The organism is Alphaproteobacteria bacterium, from assembly GCA_016870095.1.
Taxonomy (GTDB): domain Bacteria; phylum Pseudomonadota; class Alphaproteobacteria; order Paracaedibacterales; family VGCI01; genus VGCI01.
The window spans coordinates 164,646-182,097 of record VGCI01000001.1; the positions used below are offsets into that span (position 1 = coordinate 164,646).

The 17,452-nt window shown below is 37.1% G+C and carries 19 protein-coding genes and 1 tRNA gene; 8 read left to right on the top strand and 12 right to left on the bottom strand.

Going from position 1 to position 17,452, the window contains the following annotated elements; all coding sequences use genetic code 11:
- Window positions 1-31 precede the first annotated feature (31 nt).
- From FJX03_00755 to FJX03_00765, 3 genes are read left to right on the top strand one after another with little or no spacing between them, the layout of a single operon-like run.
- A complete protein-coding gene (locus FJX03_00755; GenBank protein MBM3632228.1) occupies window positions 32-868 on the top strand; it encodes a class I SAM-dependent methyltransferase in 837 nt (278 codons plus the stop codon).
- A gap of 3 nt (window positions 869-871) precedes the next feature.
- Window positions 872-1,699 carry a glycosyltransferase gene (locus FJX03_00760; protein MBM3632229.1) on the top strand — a complete coding sequence of 276 codons (828 nt, stop codon included), beginning with the start codon at window positions 872-874 and terminating at the stop codon, window positions 1,697-1,699.
- Window positions 1,692-2,630 carry an SDR family oxidoreductase gene (locus tag FJX03_00765; GenBank protein ID MBM3632230.1) on the top strand — a complete coding sequence of 313 codons (939 nt, stop codon included), beginning with the start codon at window positions 1,692-1,694 and terminating at the stop codon, window positions 2,628-2,630. The genes FJX03_00760 and FJX03_00765 overlap by 8 nt, the downstream gene beginning before the upstream one ends.
- Window positions 2,631-3,364: 734 nt before the next feature.
- Here FJX03_00765 and FJX03_00770 read toward each other — a convergent pair.
- From FJX03_00770 to FJX03_00780, 3 genes are read right to left on the bottom strand one after another with little or no spacing between them, the layout of a single operon-like run.
- Window positions 3,365-3,829 (bottom strand): hypothetical protein, encoded by a 465-nt coding sequence (locus tag FJX03_00770; GenBank protein ID MBM3632231.1) that lies wholly within the window; start codon window positions 3,827-3,829, stop codon window positions 3,365-3,367.
- On the bottom strand, window positions 3,754-4,296 hold the full coding sequence (locus FJX03_00775; protein ID MBM3632232.1) for a LysR family transcriptional regulator: 543 nt from the start codon (window positions 4,294-4,296) through the stop codon (window positions 3,754-3,756). Before FJX03_00775 ends, FJX03_00770 begins: the two co-directional genes overlap by 76 nt.
- Before the next feature lie 32 nt (window positions 4,297-4,328).
- Window positions 4,329-4,997 carry a hypothetical protein gene (locus FJX03_00780; protein ID MBM3632233.1) on the bottom strand — a complete coding sequence of 223 codons (669 nt, stop codon included), beginning with the start codon at window positions 4,995-4,997 and terminating at the stop codon, window positions 4,329-4,331.
- Window positions 4,998-5,437: 440 nt separating this feature from the next.
- On the opposite strand from FJX03_00780, the gene FJX03_00785 reads away from it, so the two are divergent.
- From FJX03_00785 to FJX03_00795, 3 genes are all read left to right on the top strand, one after another.
- Window positions 5,438-6,745, top strand: a complete 1,308-nt coding sequence (locus FJX03_00785) for an MHS family MFS transporter (GenBank protein ID MBM3632234.1) — start codon at window positions 5,438-5,440, stop codon at window positions 6,743-6,745.
- Window positions 6,742-7,689, top strand: coding sequence for a LysR family transcriptional regulator (locus FJX03_00790; protein MBM3632235.1), 948 nt, complete (start codon window positions 6,742-6,744; stop codon window positions 7,687-7,689). Before FJX03_00785 ends, FJX03_00790 begins: the two co-directional genes overlap by 4 nt.
- Before the next feature lie 437 nt (window positions 7,690-8,126).
- Complete coding sequence (locus FJX03_00795) at window positions 8,127-8,927, top strand: class I SAM-dependent methyltransferase (protein MBM3632236.1); 801 nt, start codon at window positions 8,127-8,129, stop codon at window positions 8,925-8,927.
- Between the two features lie 89 nt (window positions 8,928-9,016).
- Here FJX03_00795 and FJX03_00800 read toward each other — a convergent pair whose 3' ends face one another.
- The 7 genes from FJX03_00800 to FJX03_00830 form a co-directional block, all read right to left on the bottom strand.
- Window positions 9,017-9,406, bottom strand: a complete 390-nt coding sequence (locus tag FJX03_00800; GenBank protein ID MBM3632237.1) for a nucleotidyl transferase AbiEii/AbiGii toxin family protein — start codon at window positions 9,404-9,406, stop codon at window positions 9,017-9,019.
- Between the two features lie 5 nt (window positions 9,407-9,411).
- Window positions 9,412-9,954 carry a nucleotidyl transferase AbiEii/AbiGii toxin family protein gene (locus FJX03_00805; protein MBM3632238.1) on the bottom strand — a complete coding sequence of 181 codons (543 nt, stop codon included), beginning with the start codon at window positions 9,952-9,954 and terminating at the stop codon, window positions 9,412-9,414.
- Window positions 9,930-10,697 (bottom strand): hypothetical protein, encoded by a 768-nt coding sequence (locus FJX03_00810; protein MBM3632239.1) that lies wholly within the window; start codon window positions 10,695-10,697, stop codon window positions 9,930-9,932. The genes FJX03_00805 and FJX03_00810 overlap by 25 nt, the downstream gene beginning before the upstream one ends.
- A 747-nt stretch (window positions 10,698-11,444) precedes the next feature.
- A tRNA-Arg gene (locus FJX03_00815) sits at window positions 11,445-11,521 on the bottom strand.
- Between the two features lie 140 nt (window positions 11,522-11,661).
- Complete coding sequence (locus FJX03_00820) at window positions 11,662-12,861, bottom strand: HlyD family efflux transporter periplasmic adaptor subunit (protein ID MBM3632240.1); 1,200 nt, start codon at window positions 12,859-12,861, stop codon at window positions 11,662-11,664.
- Window positions 12,862-12,993: 132 nt separating this feature from the next.
- On the bottom strand, window positions 12,994-13,683 hold the full coding sequence (locus FJX03_00825; protein MBM3632241.1) for a hypothetical protein: 690 nt from the start codon (window positions 13,681-13,683) through the stop codon (window positions 12,994-12,996).
- Entirely contained in the window at window positions 13,680-14,336 is a 657-nt protein-coding gene (locus tag FJX03_00830; GenBank protein MBM3632242.1) for a hypothetical protein, read from the bottom strand. The genes FJX03_00825 and FJX03_00830 overlap by 4 nt, the downstream gene beginning before the upstream one ends.
- An 81-nt stretch (window positions 14,337-14,417) precedes the next feature.
- Between FJX03_00830 and FJX03_00835 the strand changes: the two genes are divergently transcribed.
- Both FJX03_00835 and FJX03_00840 read left to right on the top strand, forming a co-directional pair.
- Window positions 14,418-14,675: a hypothetical protein gene (locus tag FJX03_00835; protein ID MBM3632243.1), complete on the top strand. Its 258-nt coding sequence runs from the start codon at window positions 14,418-14,420 to the stop codon at window positions 14,673-14,675.
- A gap of 120 nt (window positions 14,676-14,795) precedes the next feature.
- Window positions 14,796-15,443, top strand: coding sequence for a hypothetical protein (locus FJX03_00840; protein MBM3632244.1), 648 nt, complete (start codon window positions 14,796-14,798; stop codon window positions 15,441-15,443).
- A 34-nt stretch (window positions 15,444-15,477) separates the two neighbouring features.
- On the opposite strand, the gene FJX03_00845 is transcribed toward FJX03_00840, so the two are convergent.
- Both FJX03_00845 and FJX03_00850 read right to left on the bottom strand, forming a co-directional pair.
- Window positions 15,478-15,771: a hypothetical protein gene (locus tag FJX03_00845; protein ID MBM3632245.1), complete on the bottom strand. Its 294-nt coding sequence runs from the start codon at window positions 15,769-15,771 to the stop codon at window positions 15,478-15,480.
- A 194-nt stretch (window positions 15,772-15,965) separates the two neighbouring features.
- Window positions 15,966-17,300: a hypothetical protein gene (locus FJX03_00850; GenBank protein MBM3632246.1), complete on the bottom strand. Its 1,335-nt coding sequence runs from the start codon at window positions 17,298-17,300 to the stop codon at window positions 15,966-15,968.
- Window positions 17,301-17,452 lie beyond the last annotated feature (152 nt).

The window sequence follows — 17,452 nt, forward strand, 5'->3', positions numbered from 1 at the left end:
CATTGCTCTAAAAATTTAGGAATAAAATAATATGATCCCGTATATAAAAATAGAAAAATGGTTAAGCCCTGATCAAATTAAATATTCTGAATATTGGAATAATATTGGCAATGAGGATTTTTTTAACATTGAAAGTGGAGATTTTACAAAATTTGAGAACCATATTGCAAATCATGGATTTATAAATGATTTTGAAAGAAGTGTTAAAACTCTCAGTAAATTAGGAAAGAATGTAGAGGGAAAGGGTATAGAGCTGGCAGCTGGGTCACTATGGCTGACCTCGTACATTTTAAAAAAGTACTACAATCAAATAGTGGAATTTTATGCGCTTGAAATGTCAGAAAGTCTCTTATTAAATTTGGGGCCAAAGGTATTAAAACACTATGACGTAAACCCCGATAAATTAAAGTTCTGTATCGGATCTTTTTACGAAATTAATTTGCCTGATGAGAGTTTGGATTTTGTGGTAATGTGTCAAGCCTTTCATCATGCTGATAATCCAAAAAAGCTTTTAAAGGAGCTTTATAGAGTTCTTAAAAAGGGTGGAGTGATAATTATGATTGGTGATATTTTTATATCGAGGCTTTTATATTTAAAGTGTTATATAAATTACATTTTGTCTGTCATAGCTACTTCTCGGTTTATTCCAAAATTATTGAAAAAAAAATCTGCATTATTAAATAGGTTAAGTTTAAAAGATCTGGGGGGAGATTTTCAGGACATATATTTTCCACCACATCCTCAGCTTGGGGATCATTATCATTTAAAAAAGCAATATGAATTTTTTTTCAAAAGTAATTCTTTTAGATTTGTTAGAGTCAAATCTAGTTTAAATAATCATCTGTCGTATATTCTAATTAAAGATTAATAAATGGGAAAAAATTCTTTAGTATCAGTTGTTATTGCAACTTATAGAAGGTCTTCACTATTATCTCAAACGCTGAATTCAATCATTAATCAAACTTACCAAAATTTAGAAATAATTATTGTTGATGATGGTAGTCACGATTCAACCACCAATACAGTTATGTCCGTTGCAGATAATAGAATAAATTTTTTTTCAATACCGCATTCCGGTAGACCAGCAGTACCCAGAAATTATGGAATTTCTAAAGCAGCTGGCGAATATATTGCTTTTTGTGATGATGATGATTTATGGGATTCAGAAAAGATTCAAAAGCAAATTGATTGTTTTAATTTAAATCCTAATATAGCTCTTATTTATACGGATTATATAATATTCTCGGATAATGGGGATGTGTCACAATCAAAAAATTTACACACAAACGTTGAAAAACAGCTTTATGATAATAAGGTTGCTTTTTCGTCGGCCATTGTTCGTGCAGACGTGATCAAAAAAATTGGTAATTTTGACGAGCGTATGATCTTGAAAGCTTCTGAAGATTATTTATTTTTTACAAAACTTATGGTGTCCTTTCCCTACTTCTATCTTGAGCTTCCTTTAATGAGGTATCGTACACATGCTACAGGAATAAGCCAAATTGAGGGTTCTATTTCCAAAAAAATTAAATATTTTATTCGAATATATATTTGCATTGATGAAATATGCAAAAAATATAAAATTCCCTTTTGGAAAAAGATATTTGCCCTTTCTTATCATTTGAAAGTCATTTCGAAGCAAATTTTGTATCCCTTATATAAAAAGTGTCAAATTTTCATGAGAGGTAAAAATGTTTAGAAAAAGAGTATTAGTTACAGGAGGCGCCGGGTTTTTGGGCTCCCATCTGTGTAAGGAATTGTTAAAAAGCAATTGTGATGTATTATGTGTCGATAATTTCTTTACAGGTCGAAAAGAAAATATTTTAGACTTAATAAAAGATCCATATTTTGAGTTATTAAGACATGATATTATCGAGCCTCTTTCTGCAGAAATTGATGAAATTTATAATTTAGCTTGTCCTGCAAGCCCCGTTTATTATCAGTCAGATCCTGTTCAAACAATTAAAACAAATGTTATGGGCAGTATTAACATGTTAGAGCTAGCGAGGCGCAATGAAGCCAAGATACTCCAATCTTCTACAAGTGAAGTTTATGGGGATCCCGAAACGGAGATGCAAACAGAAGAATATTGGGGGCGTGTTAATCCCATTGGGATTCGCAGTTGTTATGATGAGGGTAAGCGCTCAGCAGAAACTTTATTCTACGATTATCATAGAGAATATGGCGTTAAGATCTGTGTGGCCCGCATTTTTAATACTTATGGCCCGAAAATGAGGCCAGATGATGGGCGAGTTGTTAGTAACTTTATAGTTCAGGCTTTAAGGGGTGATAGAATAACGGTATACGGAGATGGTTCTCAAACTCGAAGTTTTTGTTATGTTTCCGATATGATTAAGGGAATTATGTCTCTTATGGAGAAGGGGCACGCCGTGACGACCCCTATTAATTTGGGTAATCCTCAGCCAATCACTATGCTGCAGCTTGCAAGTTTAATTATGGAGATTATGGGAAAGACAGTTCAGATTGAATTTCTTCCTTTACCGCAGGATGATCCTAGACAAAGGAAGCCAGATATCTCAAAGGCTAAAGATCAGTTAAATTGGTCGCCCTCAGTAGATTTAAATGATGGCCTTAAAGAAACAATCCAATATTTTAAATCTATTCTTTAATCTTTTATATCAATTTTAATTTAATAGAATTAGGCGATAAAATTCACTCACATGACCTACTAAGTACATAAACATCAATATATATAACACCTCATGACATGCCACTTCTGGCAAATATTATGACACACATAAGTTTAACGTCTCATAAAGTCTGTCATATGAATTATTTCATTAAACACCCCCCTCAAACCTCCCTCACAAGAAGATGATAAAACATGCACCAATCGATGCACCACTTCTGCTTTAAGTAATCCATAACAACACAGGGGTATTTGGTATGAGCATAGCTAATAAAAACCCTTTTCGAAGGGTATGCCGTGCAACACCAATTCATAGGCGTGAAATCAGCATGCTCATCTTAAACCTATCTTCTGGGTAAAGAGGGGAGGAATAAAATTTAAGCAAAAACCTCTTTTATGCTTTGAAATGAGAAATTTTTTCCTCCTGTATGGCTTGTTGGACCCGGGAAATTTTTATTTTAGATCTCTCTCAGGACTCACTCTCAGTGAGAGTGTTCTATTCATCAAATAGATTAATTTTTAAAACCAAAAATCACCATTTTTAAAGATATTTTGCTTGCAACAAAGCGGAGTTGCAAAATGCAACGTGTAAGCGCGCATTTCTCAAGTGTTCGAAATGAATGATCGAGAAAGTCAAAAATTTAACTTTTTAAGTTTCATAAAATTGAAAAATTTGAAATGGGGGTTTTTAGGGGGTAAGTTACTCCCTATCAACTAAGACCCGTTCACCCGACTTTTCAAGTACTCTTTGACATGAATAATGTCTGGGTCATCTTTAAGATATTCTGGATAGACGAAGTATTCATGACGCTTCTTGATAATTAGATCTGGCAAAATGTTTTGGAGATTGGCTTTTGAAACAATCGACATTTTATCATAAGCACTGATAATCCCTTTACCTTGTTGTGCTGCTTCAATGAGACATTCCAGGGAATTTGACATACATATAGGATCTCGGCTCTGTTTGATTTCTTTGCTCATTTCCTGTAAGCCCAACCCTAAAATCCATTTCGCTTCGTCAAAGGAATAAGGTTCAGAAATTGAGAGTACAATAAAATGATGCTTTTTGAGATCCATCACTGTTTTAGGTTCTCCGTATTTTTCTAAATATCGAGGGCTTGCATATAGTTTTTTTCTAACATCATATAAGGTTCTTGAACGGTTTTCCAGGTCACGTATTCAGCTTGGGATGTTTTTAGATCATCAGGCCAGATAGAGATATCTACATCATTCAAAACAATATCTAGAACATCATTAATTCCAATGACCTCAAAAATAAGATCAGAATGCTCTTCATAATAAGTCAGAATATTATCATTGATGAGATACGCCGCAAGTGCTTGACAAGTAGCAATTCTAATTTTACGTTTATTTCCGAATTGTGTGGGCGTATAGGTACGGCTGGCAAATTTCTTTACATTTAAAAAGATGCTTTCCGTAACCCCCAGATGGTCTTCACCTTTTCGAGTCAAAGTAACGTCATTTCGATTGTGAAGAAATAAGGGGTATCCAAGATGTTTTTTTAATCCTGTTATGTTGCGACTGAACGAGGATTGGTTAAGATTCAGATAAGGAGCAGCATGCGAAATATTCCCCGTCTTAGCCACATAATAAAAGGCTTTCAGTTTTTCCAAATCTAGGGAGATGTTTCTAAGCTAAGCATTTTATCGTCTTCCTCTTAACTCACTAACAAAGAGTGATCCATTAAATACTTCCGGAAGGTGGGATTGGCTTTTTGATTACGCCACAAAGTTTGCCGAAAATCTTCATCAACTTTATCCATAAGTTCAATCACTTCATCATAAGATTGCGGGTCTGTCGGTATTATGATTTTTGTTTGATCTTCACCTACATCGATGACCTGCTCCTTTGTAAATGAAAAATGACGATATATTTCAAGATTATCATAGTTAACGTTGCTAATTGTTAAGACAAGTTGGGCTACATCCTTTTCTTCACAAAATAACAAAAGCTTCTCGAGAATTTTCAACTGGAATTGAACCATTATGATTCCTTGGAGATATGCGTCCCAACATATCTTTTCATTGAATCGAGATACATCGATACTCGCAAAGTTGCATGTCATGATTGGATTGAAATACTTTTCCTCTTCAATGTCATCTCTTGAAACAGCAAAGTCCTCTGTCAACTCCAAACTCATTTCACAAACTAAATTATGATCGAAGTCCCGCGCTCTAAAAATATAGAGGCTCGATGCAATCTTCATACAATCAAACAAAAGCGTTCCGATGGGAGAAGCTTCTAAGTTATAATCGATTTTCTCAACTTGTTTGAATAGAGAATCTTTTGAAATGAGATCAGAGTTGCTAATAACTAATTTGAGCATGGTTTGTCTCTCCATTTTTAAGTTTCTGTTTTTATGGTTGCGCTTATTCTCTAAATCTTAGAATTACCTTTTGTAATAATTAGGGAATCAAATATTCAGTGCTTCTTAATTTTGTTCTCATCTGATGGTTTGACCCATTGTAAATCATTACGGAAACCGCATGGCTTGTAAATAAAATTTAAATACACTATAATATTGCATAAATATACATGTTAAAGGGAAATGGCATGTTTGAAGCCAAAAAAAATTATAAATTTTTAATGGATATATTGGGATATAAGGCAACAAAGTTTAAATTGCCCATGAAAAACTTTATAGAGCAGTATGTCGCGGATAGAATTATGAATCTTTCCACTCCGTTCATTAAGACTTATATTTGTCTATTCACAAAGAGAGGATGTTCTCAACTAAGAGGGTTTTAATGTTATAAGAGGGTTTTAATGTTAAAAATAAAAACAATTCTAACCGCAACAATTGGAAATGCCATTGTATACTATGATATGACTCTTTACGGCTTCTTTGCTGCTTTTCTCTCCCCCTTGTTTTTTCCAGTTGACAACTTACTTACTTCTCAACTTGCAAGCCTTGGAGTTTTTGCGGCTGGTTTTATGGCAAGACCATTTGGGGGGCTAATCTTTGGGCATATTGGCGATCGTTACGGTCGAAAAAAGGCATTGGTTATAGCCATTCTTTTAGTAACTATTCCCACAACAATTATTGGAATTCTACCAACTTATTCTTCCATTGGTATTTTAGCGCCCATTACTCTAGTTTTGTGCAAACTTATGCAAGGAATCTGCACAGGTGGGGAGTATAGTGGAGCGGCAATTTTCTTATCCGAACATCATAGAGGGCATGGGGAAGCGCTTGCCGGAAGCATTCTTCCGGCCTCTAGCATTGTGGGTGCTATTCTAGGCACAAGCCTTGGGGGTTTGTGCATCCTGTCGGAAATGCCAACCTGGGCATGGCGCATTCCCTTTTTGTTAGGTGGTGTTTTCGGTATTATCGGCTATTTTCTCAGAAGCGCTCTTATAGAAAGCCCTGAATTTGTAGCGACTCAAACAGAAAATCATTTAGTTAAACTTCCTATTTTTCAAGTTATTAAGCAGGATAAACGAGCATTTTTTTGCGCATTTGGGATTTCAACTTATAATATTGTCCTGTTTTACATTCCCGTTGTTTATATTGCTCAATTTATGCTACCCAAAGAAGCTCTGGCTTCTTCGGGTATGTTCTTGAACACAGGCTTAATGATATTGCTCATTGTCCTTCTCCCCCTGATGGGATTTGTATCGGATCGCTTTGGCAAAGAACGGGTTATGATATTTTCTGCTATCACAAGCTTTGTTTTATCTTTCCCCTTATTCCTCTTTTTAAATTACGAAAATTCTTTAACCAACGTATTTATCGTCCTGATTATTTTTGGTTTCCTTATGAGTGCTTCTGTTGCTCCCAGTGTTTCCTTTCTCCCAGCATTATTTCCTATTCAAGAGCGATATAGCGCTATGGCGATGTCTATTGGTTTAGGAGAAGCTTTGGGAGGAACAACGCCTCTTGTGTGTCATGGATTTGTTACAGCTATGGGAACTCCTATTGCCCCGGCTTTTTATCTTATGATTTGCAGTTTTTTTGGATGGTTGGCTGTTAAATATTCAATAAATCAAAGATCTAAGATCTATGAAATAGAAAACACTCAAGAGATTCATTCAGTTTTCATGAAGAAGCAGACTTTAAGGAATGTAGGATGAGAGAGCCCAACCCCCGCATTAACTGGAATCGATTAACAGCCTTTTATCAAACAGCACGTTTTGGCAATATAAAGCATGCCTGCGCAAAGTTGAATATTGACCAATCAACCCTCAGTCGTACAATTCAATCTTTTGAGGAAAGCCTTGGCTTTAAATTGTTCAGTCGTGTTCCTCAAGGCGTTGTCATGACAAAACAAGGAGAAATATTATTTAAGGTCGTTGAAAAAGTATTGTTTGATGTTGAGGTGGCTCTCACAATGGCCAAAGAAGAAGGAGAAGTTCCTAAAGGAACACTAACCGTGGCAACAACTGTCGCTTTAGCTACTCTATGGCTCGTACAAATGATGCCTGGGTTTTTAGAAAAATACACAGATATTGAGCTTTACATCATTGGGGATGATGAAAGACTTAATTTAAAAGCACGTGAAGCTGATGTCCTTATTTCTCCCTACATTAAGGACTCACCTGATCTTATACAAACCTATCTTTTTTCTTGTAATCTTCAACTCTACGCAAGTCCGGAATATCTTGAAAAATTTGGTTGTCCTCAAACGATTGATGACCTAAATGATCACCGCCTGATTACCTTTGGAACAAATACCATAAGACCCTATAGTGATATCGATTGGTTGTTACGTGTCGGATTGCCTTCTGGAGTAGTCCGTAAGCCGTATCTTAGTATTAATTCATCGAAAGGCGCCAGCCAACTTGCTGAGCAAGGGCTTGGGATTGTTGCCCTTTCGGATGAGTTCCCTCAAATTAAAGAGTTGAATCTTGTCAAGATTTTACCAGATATTCAAGGACCTATTATTGACCTATATTATATTTATCCCCAAATTTTACAAAACTCTAAGCGCGTAAAGGTGTTTGGTGAATATCTCGAAGAGCATATTCCCTTAGAGCATCGAAAAACTCCAAATTACACTTCTTCTCAAAACTCATAACAAATTACCCTGATATGTTCGATAGTGTCCCTTTGAAGCAATCATCGCTTTCTTCATTTTCGTTTAAGCAATTTCAGAATTAGGACATAGTGTCGCGGATGGAGTTGTCTTTCTTCTTAGTCCTATGATTAATTTTCACCTAAAAGATATTTTTAATAAATTGATTTACCAAGATAATATTCACAACTCAGTCTCTATAGCCCCCTACATTAACAACAAAAGACCTTCGTTACGGCTTATTTAATCAATTTATATTAAAATTTAATGATTGATTTGGCAATTGCAACCCGATACAAAAAATCAATCTTAGAACGATTATTGTAGCTTCATAATTAAGGGCTTAAAAGAATGCAATATTTATGCTGTAATTTCAGACATTTTAATAGCATTTTTAAGAATAAAAACAAATAAATGAGTGATGATAAGGAACTCTTTGTATGATACATTCTTTTCAGAATTTATCCAATAAGACCATTCCAAGAGCTGTTATTACTAACGTTCTACCTTCAGTTGATAGAGACCTAGTCGCTGATAAATCACTCAACCGCCTCGCTACCCTAAATAATCAAGGATATATGCTGTCTTATTTGCATAAAATAAGTAGAGCATTTGTTGAATTTTCAAGCATTGCTCCTGGTCCTGTGCTCGACATAGGAACTGCCTATGGCCTGGTTGTCTTAGAAGCTCTTCAAAGAGGAGCTACCGTCATTGCTAATGATTTAGAAATAGAGCACCTGGAAGATCTCCATAAAAGAGTCCCGAAGAGTGATCTTGACCGAATATCTTATGCTGTTGGACAGGTTCCTAGAGAAGTAACCTTTAGTCAAAATAGTCTTGGAGCGGTACTTGCATCTGGCGTTCTGCACTATTTATCACCCCCTGAATTTTCGTTAGCTATTGTAAATATAGCAAGTTGGTTAATACCAGGTGGAAAATTCTTCTTAGCAACCCCAACTCCGTACACTAACTTCTACCATAAATTTTTTCCAACTTTTCTAAAGAGTCATAAACTTAATAAACAATGGCCTGGATATATTGAAGATGCATCCAAAATACTCCCCAGTTTTTTTACAAATGTTCCAAAGACAGTTTATCTCATTGATGAGAAATTCATTACAACAAGTTTAGAAGAGAATGGGTTAAAAGTTGAAAAAATTGGTTTTTTTGATATCAAATTACCAACGACACAATTTAATAAGCAGACAAATGTTTTAGGAGTTATTGCCCACAAGCTTTGAAGCCATCTTTTTAAAAGTGTGAAAAATAGGATATTATGCACTTGGCTGAGTGATGAGTACGTTGGTTTCGATATTCACGGTCGTATAATTCATGACCCCCTGTTATCGGTAGGAATTTTCATACATAACTCAGTTTTGTCTTTGTTGAAAACATCGGCCAATCCTGCCTTCAAATCTTCCATAACTCTGTCTTTATTTGGCAAATCGGTGACGATGTCAGCTAACCAAGTTTCCCATTCTTTTTCAACATTAAGGAGTAGCTTTTCTTGAAACACATCATCAAGGCTATTAAATATAACCCCCTTATGGTCGCACTTTTTCTCAACAAGGGAAGGGACGATGTCTAAATTAAGGGAAGCTCCATAGGTATTGAGGATTTTCCATAAATCATAATAGTCCCTAACACGCGACCGACCCCAACCGCGTTCATGGAGCTTCTTCGCAAACTGAAGAAGGGCTCTAATCTTTTCTGCAAAAATTTCTTCTAAGGGTAGGCTTGTATGACTCCGTCCAGGGTTTCGCCGTAGGGATGGATGATTTTAGAAGCCTTAGGGGGTAAAAGAATGAGCTCACTAAACGATATTTCAGCATAAACTTTCGTATAAAAGTCCCGATGCCATGGTAAGCGAGCCTGAATAGCAAAGGCTTGTTGTCCTTCAGGATGAGGCCGTTTTTCAACGTAGGGCTCACACCTAAAAACAACATTTTCACCGAGAGATTGAACCTTGTTCATGGCAACTTCACAGGCATTTTCCATTAAAGAAGGTAGCGCTTCTGCAATGCGATCATCTTTTGTGCTGAAATCTAGATCCTCTGAGAAGCGGTAGTCTCCAAAATAGCATTTCTTAAGACATGTGCCACCCTTAAAAACGAGGTGCTGGTTCAATTCAGGCACAAGAGTAATACCTTCCAGAATCCATGCTAGGACATAATCCTGCTCAATCTTGTCCCATGGCGCTTTCGTCTTTTCTTTCTGTTCTTGTAAGCGGCTCTTTAATAGCACTAAATGTTCTCCACCAGGTTCCAACGATTGTTATATTTACCATGTCGGCTCCCCGTTACGTCAAGCCGTTGGTAGTAGGGCATGCCCAGAGCCGCTAACTGATCCTGAAGCTCAGGAAATTCCCCCAACTGCTCACAGACCCACCCCAACCGCTTGCAAACAACAAGGGATGTCTGTTTGGCATAATCCAAGAGTTGATTTGGGGATGCCTTATGAAGCCCTCTTTCATAAGCAAATAAAACATCCCTGAACCCCCCACAATAGGCAGGGCTATGTAGCCCATCAATTAACGTTCTTTCGAGGTCAGTAACCTCAATTCTTGCTTCACCAATAAAAACCTGTTGGATGCCCCAATAATTTTTTGGGATGACGCGAATAAAGAAATAGCGCGTATTGTTGAGTTGGTATTCTTGGGTTCGGGATAAGTTAGCTCCTTCATTCCTTGGTACCGTTACATAAATGCGCGACATGACCTGATCTGTTAAACCATGATAAGACATGGCAGACCGATGGCTTATGGCTCCTGCTTTTGCAATTTTTAAGGCAATCTCGTAAGGATGGGGCGGCCCGCCGGGCATAAGTTCGGTAGGTAACGTGTAAAGCCCTTTCCCGAGAGATATAATTTGTTGCTTGGTTGCCATCACACTAAGCATGCGCTTAATGTAGCTTGGAGAAAGCCCTAACCTTGCAAAAATGCCTTCAATGTTCTGCTTTTCAAATATGCGCAAGCCAGACTTTGCAATTTCTTGGATAAATTCAACCCGCATCACCTGCTCCTTTATGTATTGAACATCTAAATAGTAACAAAAAATGATACTATTTGCAACTTAAATACATATTATCTGACAATTGTCGCGTACGTGTCGCAAAGGCCATGCGACACACTCCAGAACTACAAAAGATAAGCCTTCTGCGTTTCCTAAGCCATAATTTAACTTTGTCGCAATGTCGCGCGTGTCGCATAAATATGGAGGTCACAGTTTATTTTGGGGAAGGTGAATGTTTGCTAAGCGCATACTCAATGTTAAGAATTGACGCGTTATTATATTAGCAGCGGTTGCTGCTGCTTACGCTCTGAATTTCGTAAAGCGTCAATGAAGAGGGACGCATAGCGTGCCGGAGTGACTGACTCATTTCAGTCTTTGAAAAGGGAGTAAATGATGAGCAATAAGGTATATCGTGATGCGATCACAGGTCAGTATGTTAGTGAGGAGTACGCAAGGCGTAATCCCAGAACAACTGTCAGTGAAACCATCAAACCAAAATCGAAAGATTCTGGTAACGACAAGAATAAGAAGGAGAAGTAAAGTAATCTAACTTGTTCTTGATTTCTTAATGTAGGCAGCAATCGTCACTTGAAAGCTTGATCTCAAAATCGTCGAAAAAGGTAACTGTATTAGCTTAAGTAACAATTTAAGTAATTTAGAAAAAATTATCTTCCCCTTTTTTCTACCTATTTGCTACCTAGGGCATTTTTTAGATTTGGTGAAATTCTAAGAGACCCTTAGTTTATATGGCGCGCCCGAAGAGAGTCGAACTCCTAACCTCCAGATTCGTAGTCTGATGCTCTATCCAATTGAGCTACGGGCGCGCAATGATCTAAAAACTAACGGATCTGGTGGTTACATGCAAGTAATATTTGAAGAAAATACAAAGGGAATAGGCAGTTGCCTATTCCCTTTGTTGTTTGGGGTTAACCTGGAATTTTTGTCTTAAATCAAAAAAGGGATTCTAAAACAATTTTAGCTTATCAAAAGATACTTCCCCTGTACGTCCCATGTAACAAAATTGTCCTTTGCCTTTCTCAACATCTTTCTCGTCAATCTTAATCATGACTTGAATTTCATGGGGGCGTAAAACTTGTGTAGCGCCAGCAAGGAATGCGGTTGAGCTCTCAGATAAAGCGCCACCACGAATGAACTGCACTTTACCTTTCAAGACACGGTTATCACCAACAAGCTTGATGGAGGCAGAATCGCCCGCCTTCAACTTGCCAAAGTATCTTTCATGTACAGATGTATCAACGAATACCTTTGAGCAGTCCACTAACTCTAGCAGGGGTCTTGTCGTATCTACATGGCTTCCTTTAGAACTAAAAACACGCCAAGACACACCATTAAAGGGCGCGACAACTTTAGCTTCAGACATTCTCTTATAACGAGCTTCTTCAAGCTTTACAGATTCCTTAAGGGCTTGTTCACGAATGCGGGCTTCATTAGTTTTACTTGCTATACTATGTAAGAGCACGGTGAGTTCATCAATTTTTTGTTTTTGATAAGAAACTTCGGTCCGACCATCTAAGTTAATAAAAACACCATTTTGCAAAGATTTGAGTTGCGCCTCCAGACGCTCAATTTCAAGTTTTGTTTGTTCACCACTTTTTGCTGCGCGTTCTGCATTAAAAAATGCGGAGTCGGCTTGATTTTCTGCAACAACCCCTTTGGCATACAGTTTTGACTTTCTCAAATATTCCGCTTTGCTCTCTGAAATGGTGTCTGCTCTTTCTCTTAAAGCTTCTTTAGCACGTTTAATTTCAATTTTTAATCGTTCTTCAACAGATTGGGAGTAGTTATTAAAGCTACTCAAAAGACGACTTTTCGTTTCTTCGATTTTATTTGCTTCTTGCTGCATATAAACAATACGTTCCTGCACACCCTTTAATTCCGTACTCATATCATCTAAACGCCAGCGATCAAATCGAAGATTTTCAACAACGCCTACTGTTTCGCCCGCTTTAACTTCAGTTCCCATAACGGGAGGTCCTTCTTTTAATACGCCTTCAATGGGGGAAGTAATCGAAATGACTGGTGCGCTAACGATAGCAGTAATGCTATAAGTATAAAAAAGATGCGGCAAGTATACAAAGGCAATAATTAGCAATAGAATCACCGCAAATGTAATCCTTGCAATGTGGCCTAATGAAAGTCCCATGGTATTGCCCTCATAAAAAATTATTATACGTACTTAGATAATAGGATGTAATAGTTTATATTTAGTTAATAATTTTGATAATTTTATTAAATTATTTAAAAATTTCAAAATAGATTTATTTATGCTTGTGATTTAATCGCTTTTTTTAGAAGAGAACGAGTGGGGAAGAGAAGGATATAATTTCATATCTACCAAAGAGAATATGGTATTTTCCGCAATGATTAGAAAATCCACAAGTTTGAGATCAAGAGCGGCCAAACCATTGTTTAGATTTTTATACCTTTCGAGATCAATGGAATTAGGTCCGGGGTAAGAGCCAATTTTATGATGTATTAAAACACACCGAGATACGCCAGCTGCTAATATTTCCCTGACAATTTCTCGAAAATAGAACTTTACCTGATTTCCAGAGCCCTTTTTAAATATTGTATCCCTTAATATCCCCTGGTTTTCATCTAAAAATAGTATTCTTAATGACTCTCCGTCAAATTTTGGAGCTGTGAGCAAAAAATAGGAGAGATCTTTAAACTGGCGCCTTGGTTTTAAGGGATATCCTTCAGGTCTGATAATCTCCCTTAACAAGGAATAGACGGTTTTCAAGTGTCGAATGACAACGGGCGTGAATCCTTGGATTCTTTTCAGATTTTCGCTTGATTGTTTTAAGGTGGCTTGAATACTTCCAAATTCGTGAATGGCAGCTTTGCTCATCATTTCTGCTCTGTCATTTTCGCCAAGCGTATAAAGCAATTTTTGGAGTAACTTCTGGTCAGATAGTTTAAAGTTATAGTTTGTAAGATTTTTTAGAGTTCTTTTCTGACTCATCCCTCAAGTCTTTCTATATCCCTAAAAATCTTATGTAATGTTTCCAGGCCGAGTTCTTTTGTTTCATGGTGCGCAATAAACATTTGAGTTGACAAAATGTCACTCAAAATTTCTCGTACGGCAAATTCTTTCTGCAATTTCTTTTTCTTACTTATCTTTTGCCATGTCACAATCTCTTTAATAAATTCTAAAATTCTATCTTTTGATTCATAATCTGCTTCCAACAATGATTGGTAAGTATATATCATCTGATAAATAGTTTGTAAGCTATTGGTTAATTCTACTATTTTGTTGTGAGATAATCTTTCATGTCTGCCGAAAGCCAATGTCATAAAGTTAGGAGAACTTGATGTACGAAAGGAAACGGTAATTCCTTTATAGATATGAAAATCTTCAGCCTCTTTAAAAATTCTTTTTTGGATCGGGGAAATGTTTTTTGAGACACTTTGCCCCCAAATGACAGGTAAAAAGAAATTTTTGAGGTGGACATAGTCGTGCTTATCGTAATTTTGGGATAAATAGTGACTACACCATTCTTCTGGGTATGTTGAAAAAGACCCAAGTTCGCCCTTTTCTAAGTTGAAAAAAGTGAAATAATCATGATCGATGTCTTTGAGGCACATTTGGGAGAATTTTAAGGTGGATTCCATCATGATGCTTATTTTTTCTTTATCAATCCGTTATTATGAGTATATTAAGCCAGATTTAATAGTATTTTAAGAAAAAAAGCACAAATGTCACCTCTCTTAGCGTCACACCTTGTTTTTGATTCGGATCAAGAAACTCTTTTTGAGGTTAGTGAGCTTTCACCTGAGAGTATTTGGAGGTCTGTGCGTATTTATAAGTCACATATGCAACATGTGGCCTCTTACGAGGTTTGGCTTGTTGAGTGGGATGCAATCATGAACAAGGAAAAATTAACTTTTACTAAGACCTTTGAGAACTTTGAAGATGCTAAAATGTTCGGGTTAAACCAATTAAAAGATTTTTGACCTCAAAAAATAACAATTTAATTCAGGGGCAATAATATAATTTCTCTTTTAAAAATATTTTTAGTATAAAACCGTTTACACAAATGGTTTAAGGCTAATTATTTTGTCGGAAATATATATATGCTATGTATTATAAATCCTTATAATAAAAAATTATTTGAAAGAGAGCTAAATGATTTTTTTAAGCTTCGAAAAGTTGTCTTGATTGATCAAAGAGGGTGGACACTCTCCTCTTATGATGGAAAAGAAATAGATGACTATGATCATGACCAAGCACATTACCTGATTTATAGGGCACAACAGACCGGTGAAGTTCTGGGTGGGGTTCGTTTAACGCCCACATTAGCCCCTAATTTAACGCTTGATAAATTCTCGCATCTTATTGACTCCCCCATAGGGTTTACCCCGTCTCAAGAGATATGGGAAAGTAGCCGATTGGTAACGGTTAGGAGACAAGAAACAACTTCCAAAAGAATTTTGAAAGATATAACGCTCTCATTGTTTATTGGTATGGTTGAATATGGGCTGTATCAGAATATTCATTCCCTTCTTATGCTAACAGAAATACGCTTAGAGAGAATAGGGCGGATGGTGCAATGGCACTTAAAGCGTCTCGGACCGGTGGAAGTGGTGGGAAATACATTTGCTGTCGTGGGGCTGGCGGACGTATCTGAAATGACAAAAAAACATATACGAGATAGTGGTAATTTTTGGAAGCCTGTATTTTGGCAACAAAACCACAACTCTTTCAAAAACCTCTCTCCTTAAGGGGGAGAGGCATAATTTTATAATTATTTAAAGACTATAAACTTGAATCAATATCATTTTGTGCGGGTATATTATTGGTAATTGTATTAAGAGCAACTCTTGTATACCTAGGGTTAAAGTTTTTCAGTTGACTTAAATGTTCCTCTATACGCTCTTGAAGAGCATACAACATTGCTTTTGAACCCGTTTTGTCGACACAAGGAAATAATTTAAAGCTAAAAGGTCGACACCAAGGCCAAGATACCGGTGCACCAACTTCAAGCCAACTACCAAACTTGGTTAGATAGAAATCAAAATTTTGTGCCGTTGCTGGCCAAACGGTGCCCATAAGAAAAGTGGAGATTAAGAAGGTTTGAAGAGGAACATTAGTGATTCCATACGTTTGTGCTAATAACTTTGTTAAATATTCTTCTAAGGTTATGTTGAAATATATTAGTGTACTCCATCGGGCAATAAGAGGGAAAACGCGATCAATACAAGAACCAGCTATGTAACTTAAGCCACTGGAATCTGATCCACAACTTATCTGCGACCGATAGAGGAAAAAAATTGTTGAAGTTCTTTAACTGTTAAGGGAATTTCTCGTATGCATGAGGCTTCAAGGAATAATAAGGAAAGGGCCGTTGTTACACCACCGACTGTCTTAGCAACGATTGGTGAAGCCCCACAAATTTCAGCGGCTTGTTCAACGAGGGCAAAGGTTATCAAAGGTTTTAGGACAAGGCTTGATATTTGTAAAACGGGTCCGAGAGTATTGGCTGCTACCGTGCTTACCCGTGCCCATGATTTTTGAAAATAACTCAACTTGTCTGCCGCTTTTACCTCCCCTAAAAGAACTTCTTCAAATTTGTACTGTGGAGCCGATTCTCCTACATTACTTATAGCGCGACCCGCTTCGGGACCCGACTCCTCCTGCTGCCCGAGGGGAGCTAATAAATGTTGTCTTTCGCCATCTTGTACACTCCCAGTTGCCGCAATTTGTTTTTCATATATATTAAATGCTTGTCCCACAGCTCTAACCTCGGGTGTTAACCCCTTGTCTTGAATAAGAAGCATGGTCTCTTGGCCGAGTTTAAGAATTCTCTCTTGCTCTTCTCTTTCTTCTTTTGTTCGAGTTCCAATATAAGGAATATCATTTGGATTATTGCTTGGACCAAAGATGGCAAGTTTGAGGGCTGCTATAGAACAAAACCCCATTACCAATCCCCAAGGGGTTACAGGCCCCCAATGGACGTTTCCCCACGTATCAACTTTATCTTCTAAAGCCAGAAAATAACCAAGCATTAAACCTGACCAAAAAGCCACTTGCGTAATTTTCGTTGGAAGACTGTAAATTAACCGCTCCAGTCTGGATTTCTGACGCTCGTTAGTAATAAGTTGTGCAGCCAATATTTCTGGTGTTAGTCGTTTTAAACCGTTAACAACACCATCAAAAGTTGCCTTACTACCCACGCCTACAGGTATCAACGCTACACCAGCAACAATGACCCATACCAAAGAACTATCTTGCGGCACATTATTTAACAGCCCCAAAAGAAAAAGACTTTCCATGCCGCTGGGAATAAGAGATTGAGCACTTAAAACTGAGGCTAAAGCTGCTGCAACCCCTGCAGCGGCTTTAGTTCCTTGTTCGGGCAGATTACCTAAATTTCGTACTGTATTTCTTAGAGCATTTTCAATCTTAGTTTTGTCTGTTTCATTTGTAATATTTAATGCAGTCTGAATGGGTAATTCTCCCCTATGATTTTGGGGGTATTGAAGGTGAGGGTCTTCATCATCAAGCGCACTACAGGGAAAAGTTGAAATGAGGGATAATACTAAGAAAAGACAAAAAACAAATTTTTTACCCTGTAGCATATTGATTTCCTCTTTTTTTCTTATGACTTAGTGGTTTTTTAACTCTACCCTTCTTTATGTAATATCAAGTTTGAGAAGGGGAGATAATGATAGTTAAACCATAATCATTTTAGCTAATTGTGGCAACAAATTTCAGCAAATTAATGATTAAA

Bases quoted from the DNA above. Each gene is read 5' to 3' on its own strand.
- FJX03_00760 (MBM3632229.1), top strand. From the start codon at position 872: ATGGGAAAAAATTCTTTAGTATCAGTTGTTATTGCAACTTATAGAAGG.
- FJX03_00785 (MBM3632234.1), top strand. From the start codon at position 5,438: ATGTTAAAAATAAAAACAATTCTAACCGCAACAATTGGAAATGCCATT.
- FJX03_00795 (MBM3632236.1), top strand. From the start codon at position 8,127: ATGATACATTCTTTTCAGAATTTATCCAATAAGACCATTCCAAGAGCT.
- FJX03_00845 (MBM3632245.1), bottom strand. From the start codon at position 15,771: ATGGGCACCGTTTGGCCAGCAACGGCACAAAATTTTGATTTCTATCTA.
- FJX03_00850 (MBM3632246.1), bottom strand. From the start codon at position 17,300: ATGCTACAGGGTAAAAAATTTGTTTTTTGTCTTTTCTTAGTATTATCC.
- FJX03_00840 (MBM3632244.1), top strand. From the start codon at position 14,796: ATGCTATGTATTATAAATCCTTATAATAAAAAATTATTTGAAAGAGAG.
- FJX03_00830 (MBM3632242.1), bottom strand. From the start codon at position 14,336: ATGATGGAATCCACCTTAAAATTCTCCCAAATGTGCCTCAAAGACATC.
- FJX03_00790 (MBM3632235.1), top strand. From the start codon at position 6,742: ATGAGAGAGCCCAACCCCCGCATTAACTGGAATCGATTAACAGCCTTT.
- FJX03_00780 (MBM3632233.1), bottom strand. From the start codon at position 4,997: ATGCTCAAATTAGTTATTAGCAACTCTGATCTCATTTCAAAAGATTCT.
- FJX03_00820 (MBM3632240.1), bottom strand. From the start codon at position 12,861: ATGGGACTTTCATTAGGCCACATTGCAAGGATTACATTTGCGGTGATT.
- FJX03_00765 (MBM3632230.1), top strand. From the start codon at position 1,692: ATGTTTAGAAAAAGAGTATTAGTTACAGGAGGCGCCGGGTTTTTGGGC.
- FJX03_00810 (MBM3632239.1), bottom strand. From the start codon at position 10,697: ATGCGGGTTGAATTTATCCAAGAAATTGCAAAGTCTGGCTTGCGCATA.
- FJX03_00825 (MBM3632241.1), bottom strand. From the start codon at position 13,683: ATGAGTCAGAAAAGAACTCTAAAAAATCTTACAAACTATAACTTTAAA.
- FJX03_00755 (MBM3632228.1), top strand. From the start codon at position 32: ATGATCCCGTATATAAAAATAGAAAAATGGTTAAGCCCTGATCAAATT.
- FJX03_00835 (MBM3632243.1), top strand. From the start codon at position 14,418: ATGTCACCTCTCTTAGCGTCACACCTTGTTTTTGATTCGGATCAAGAA.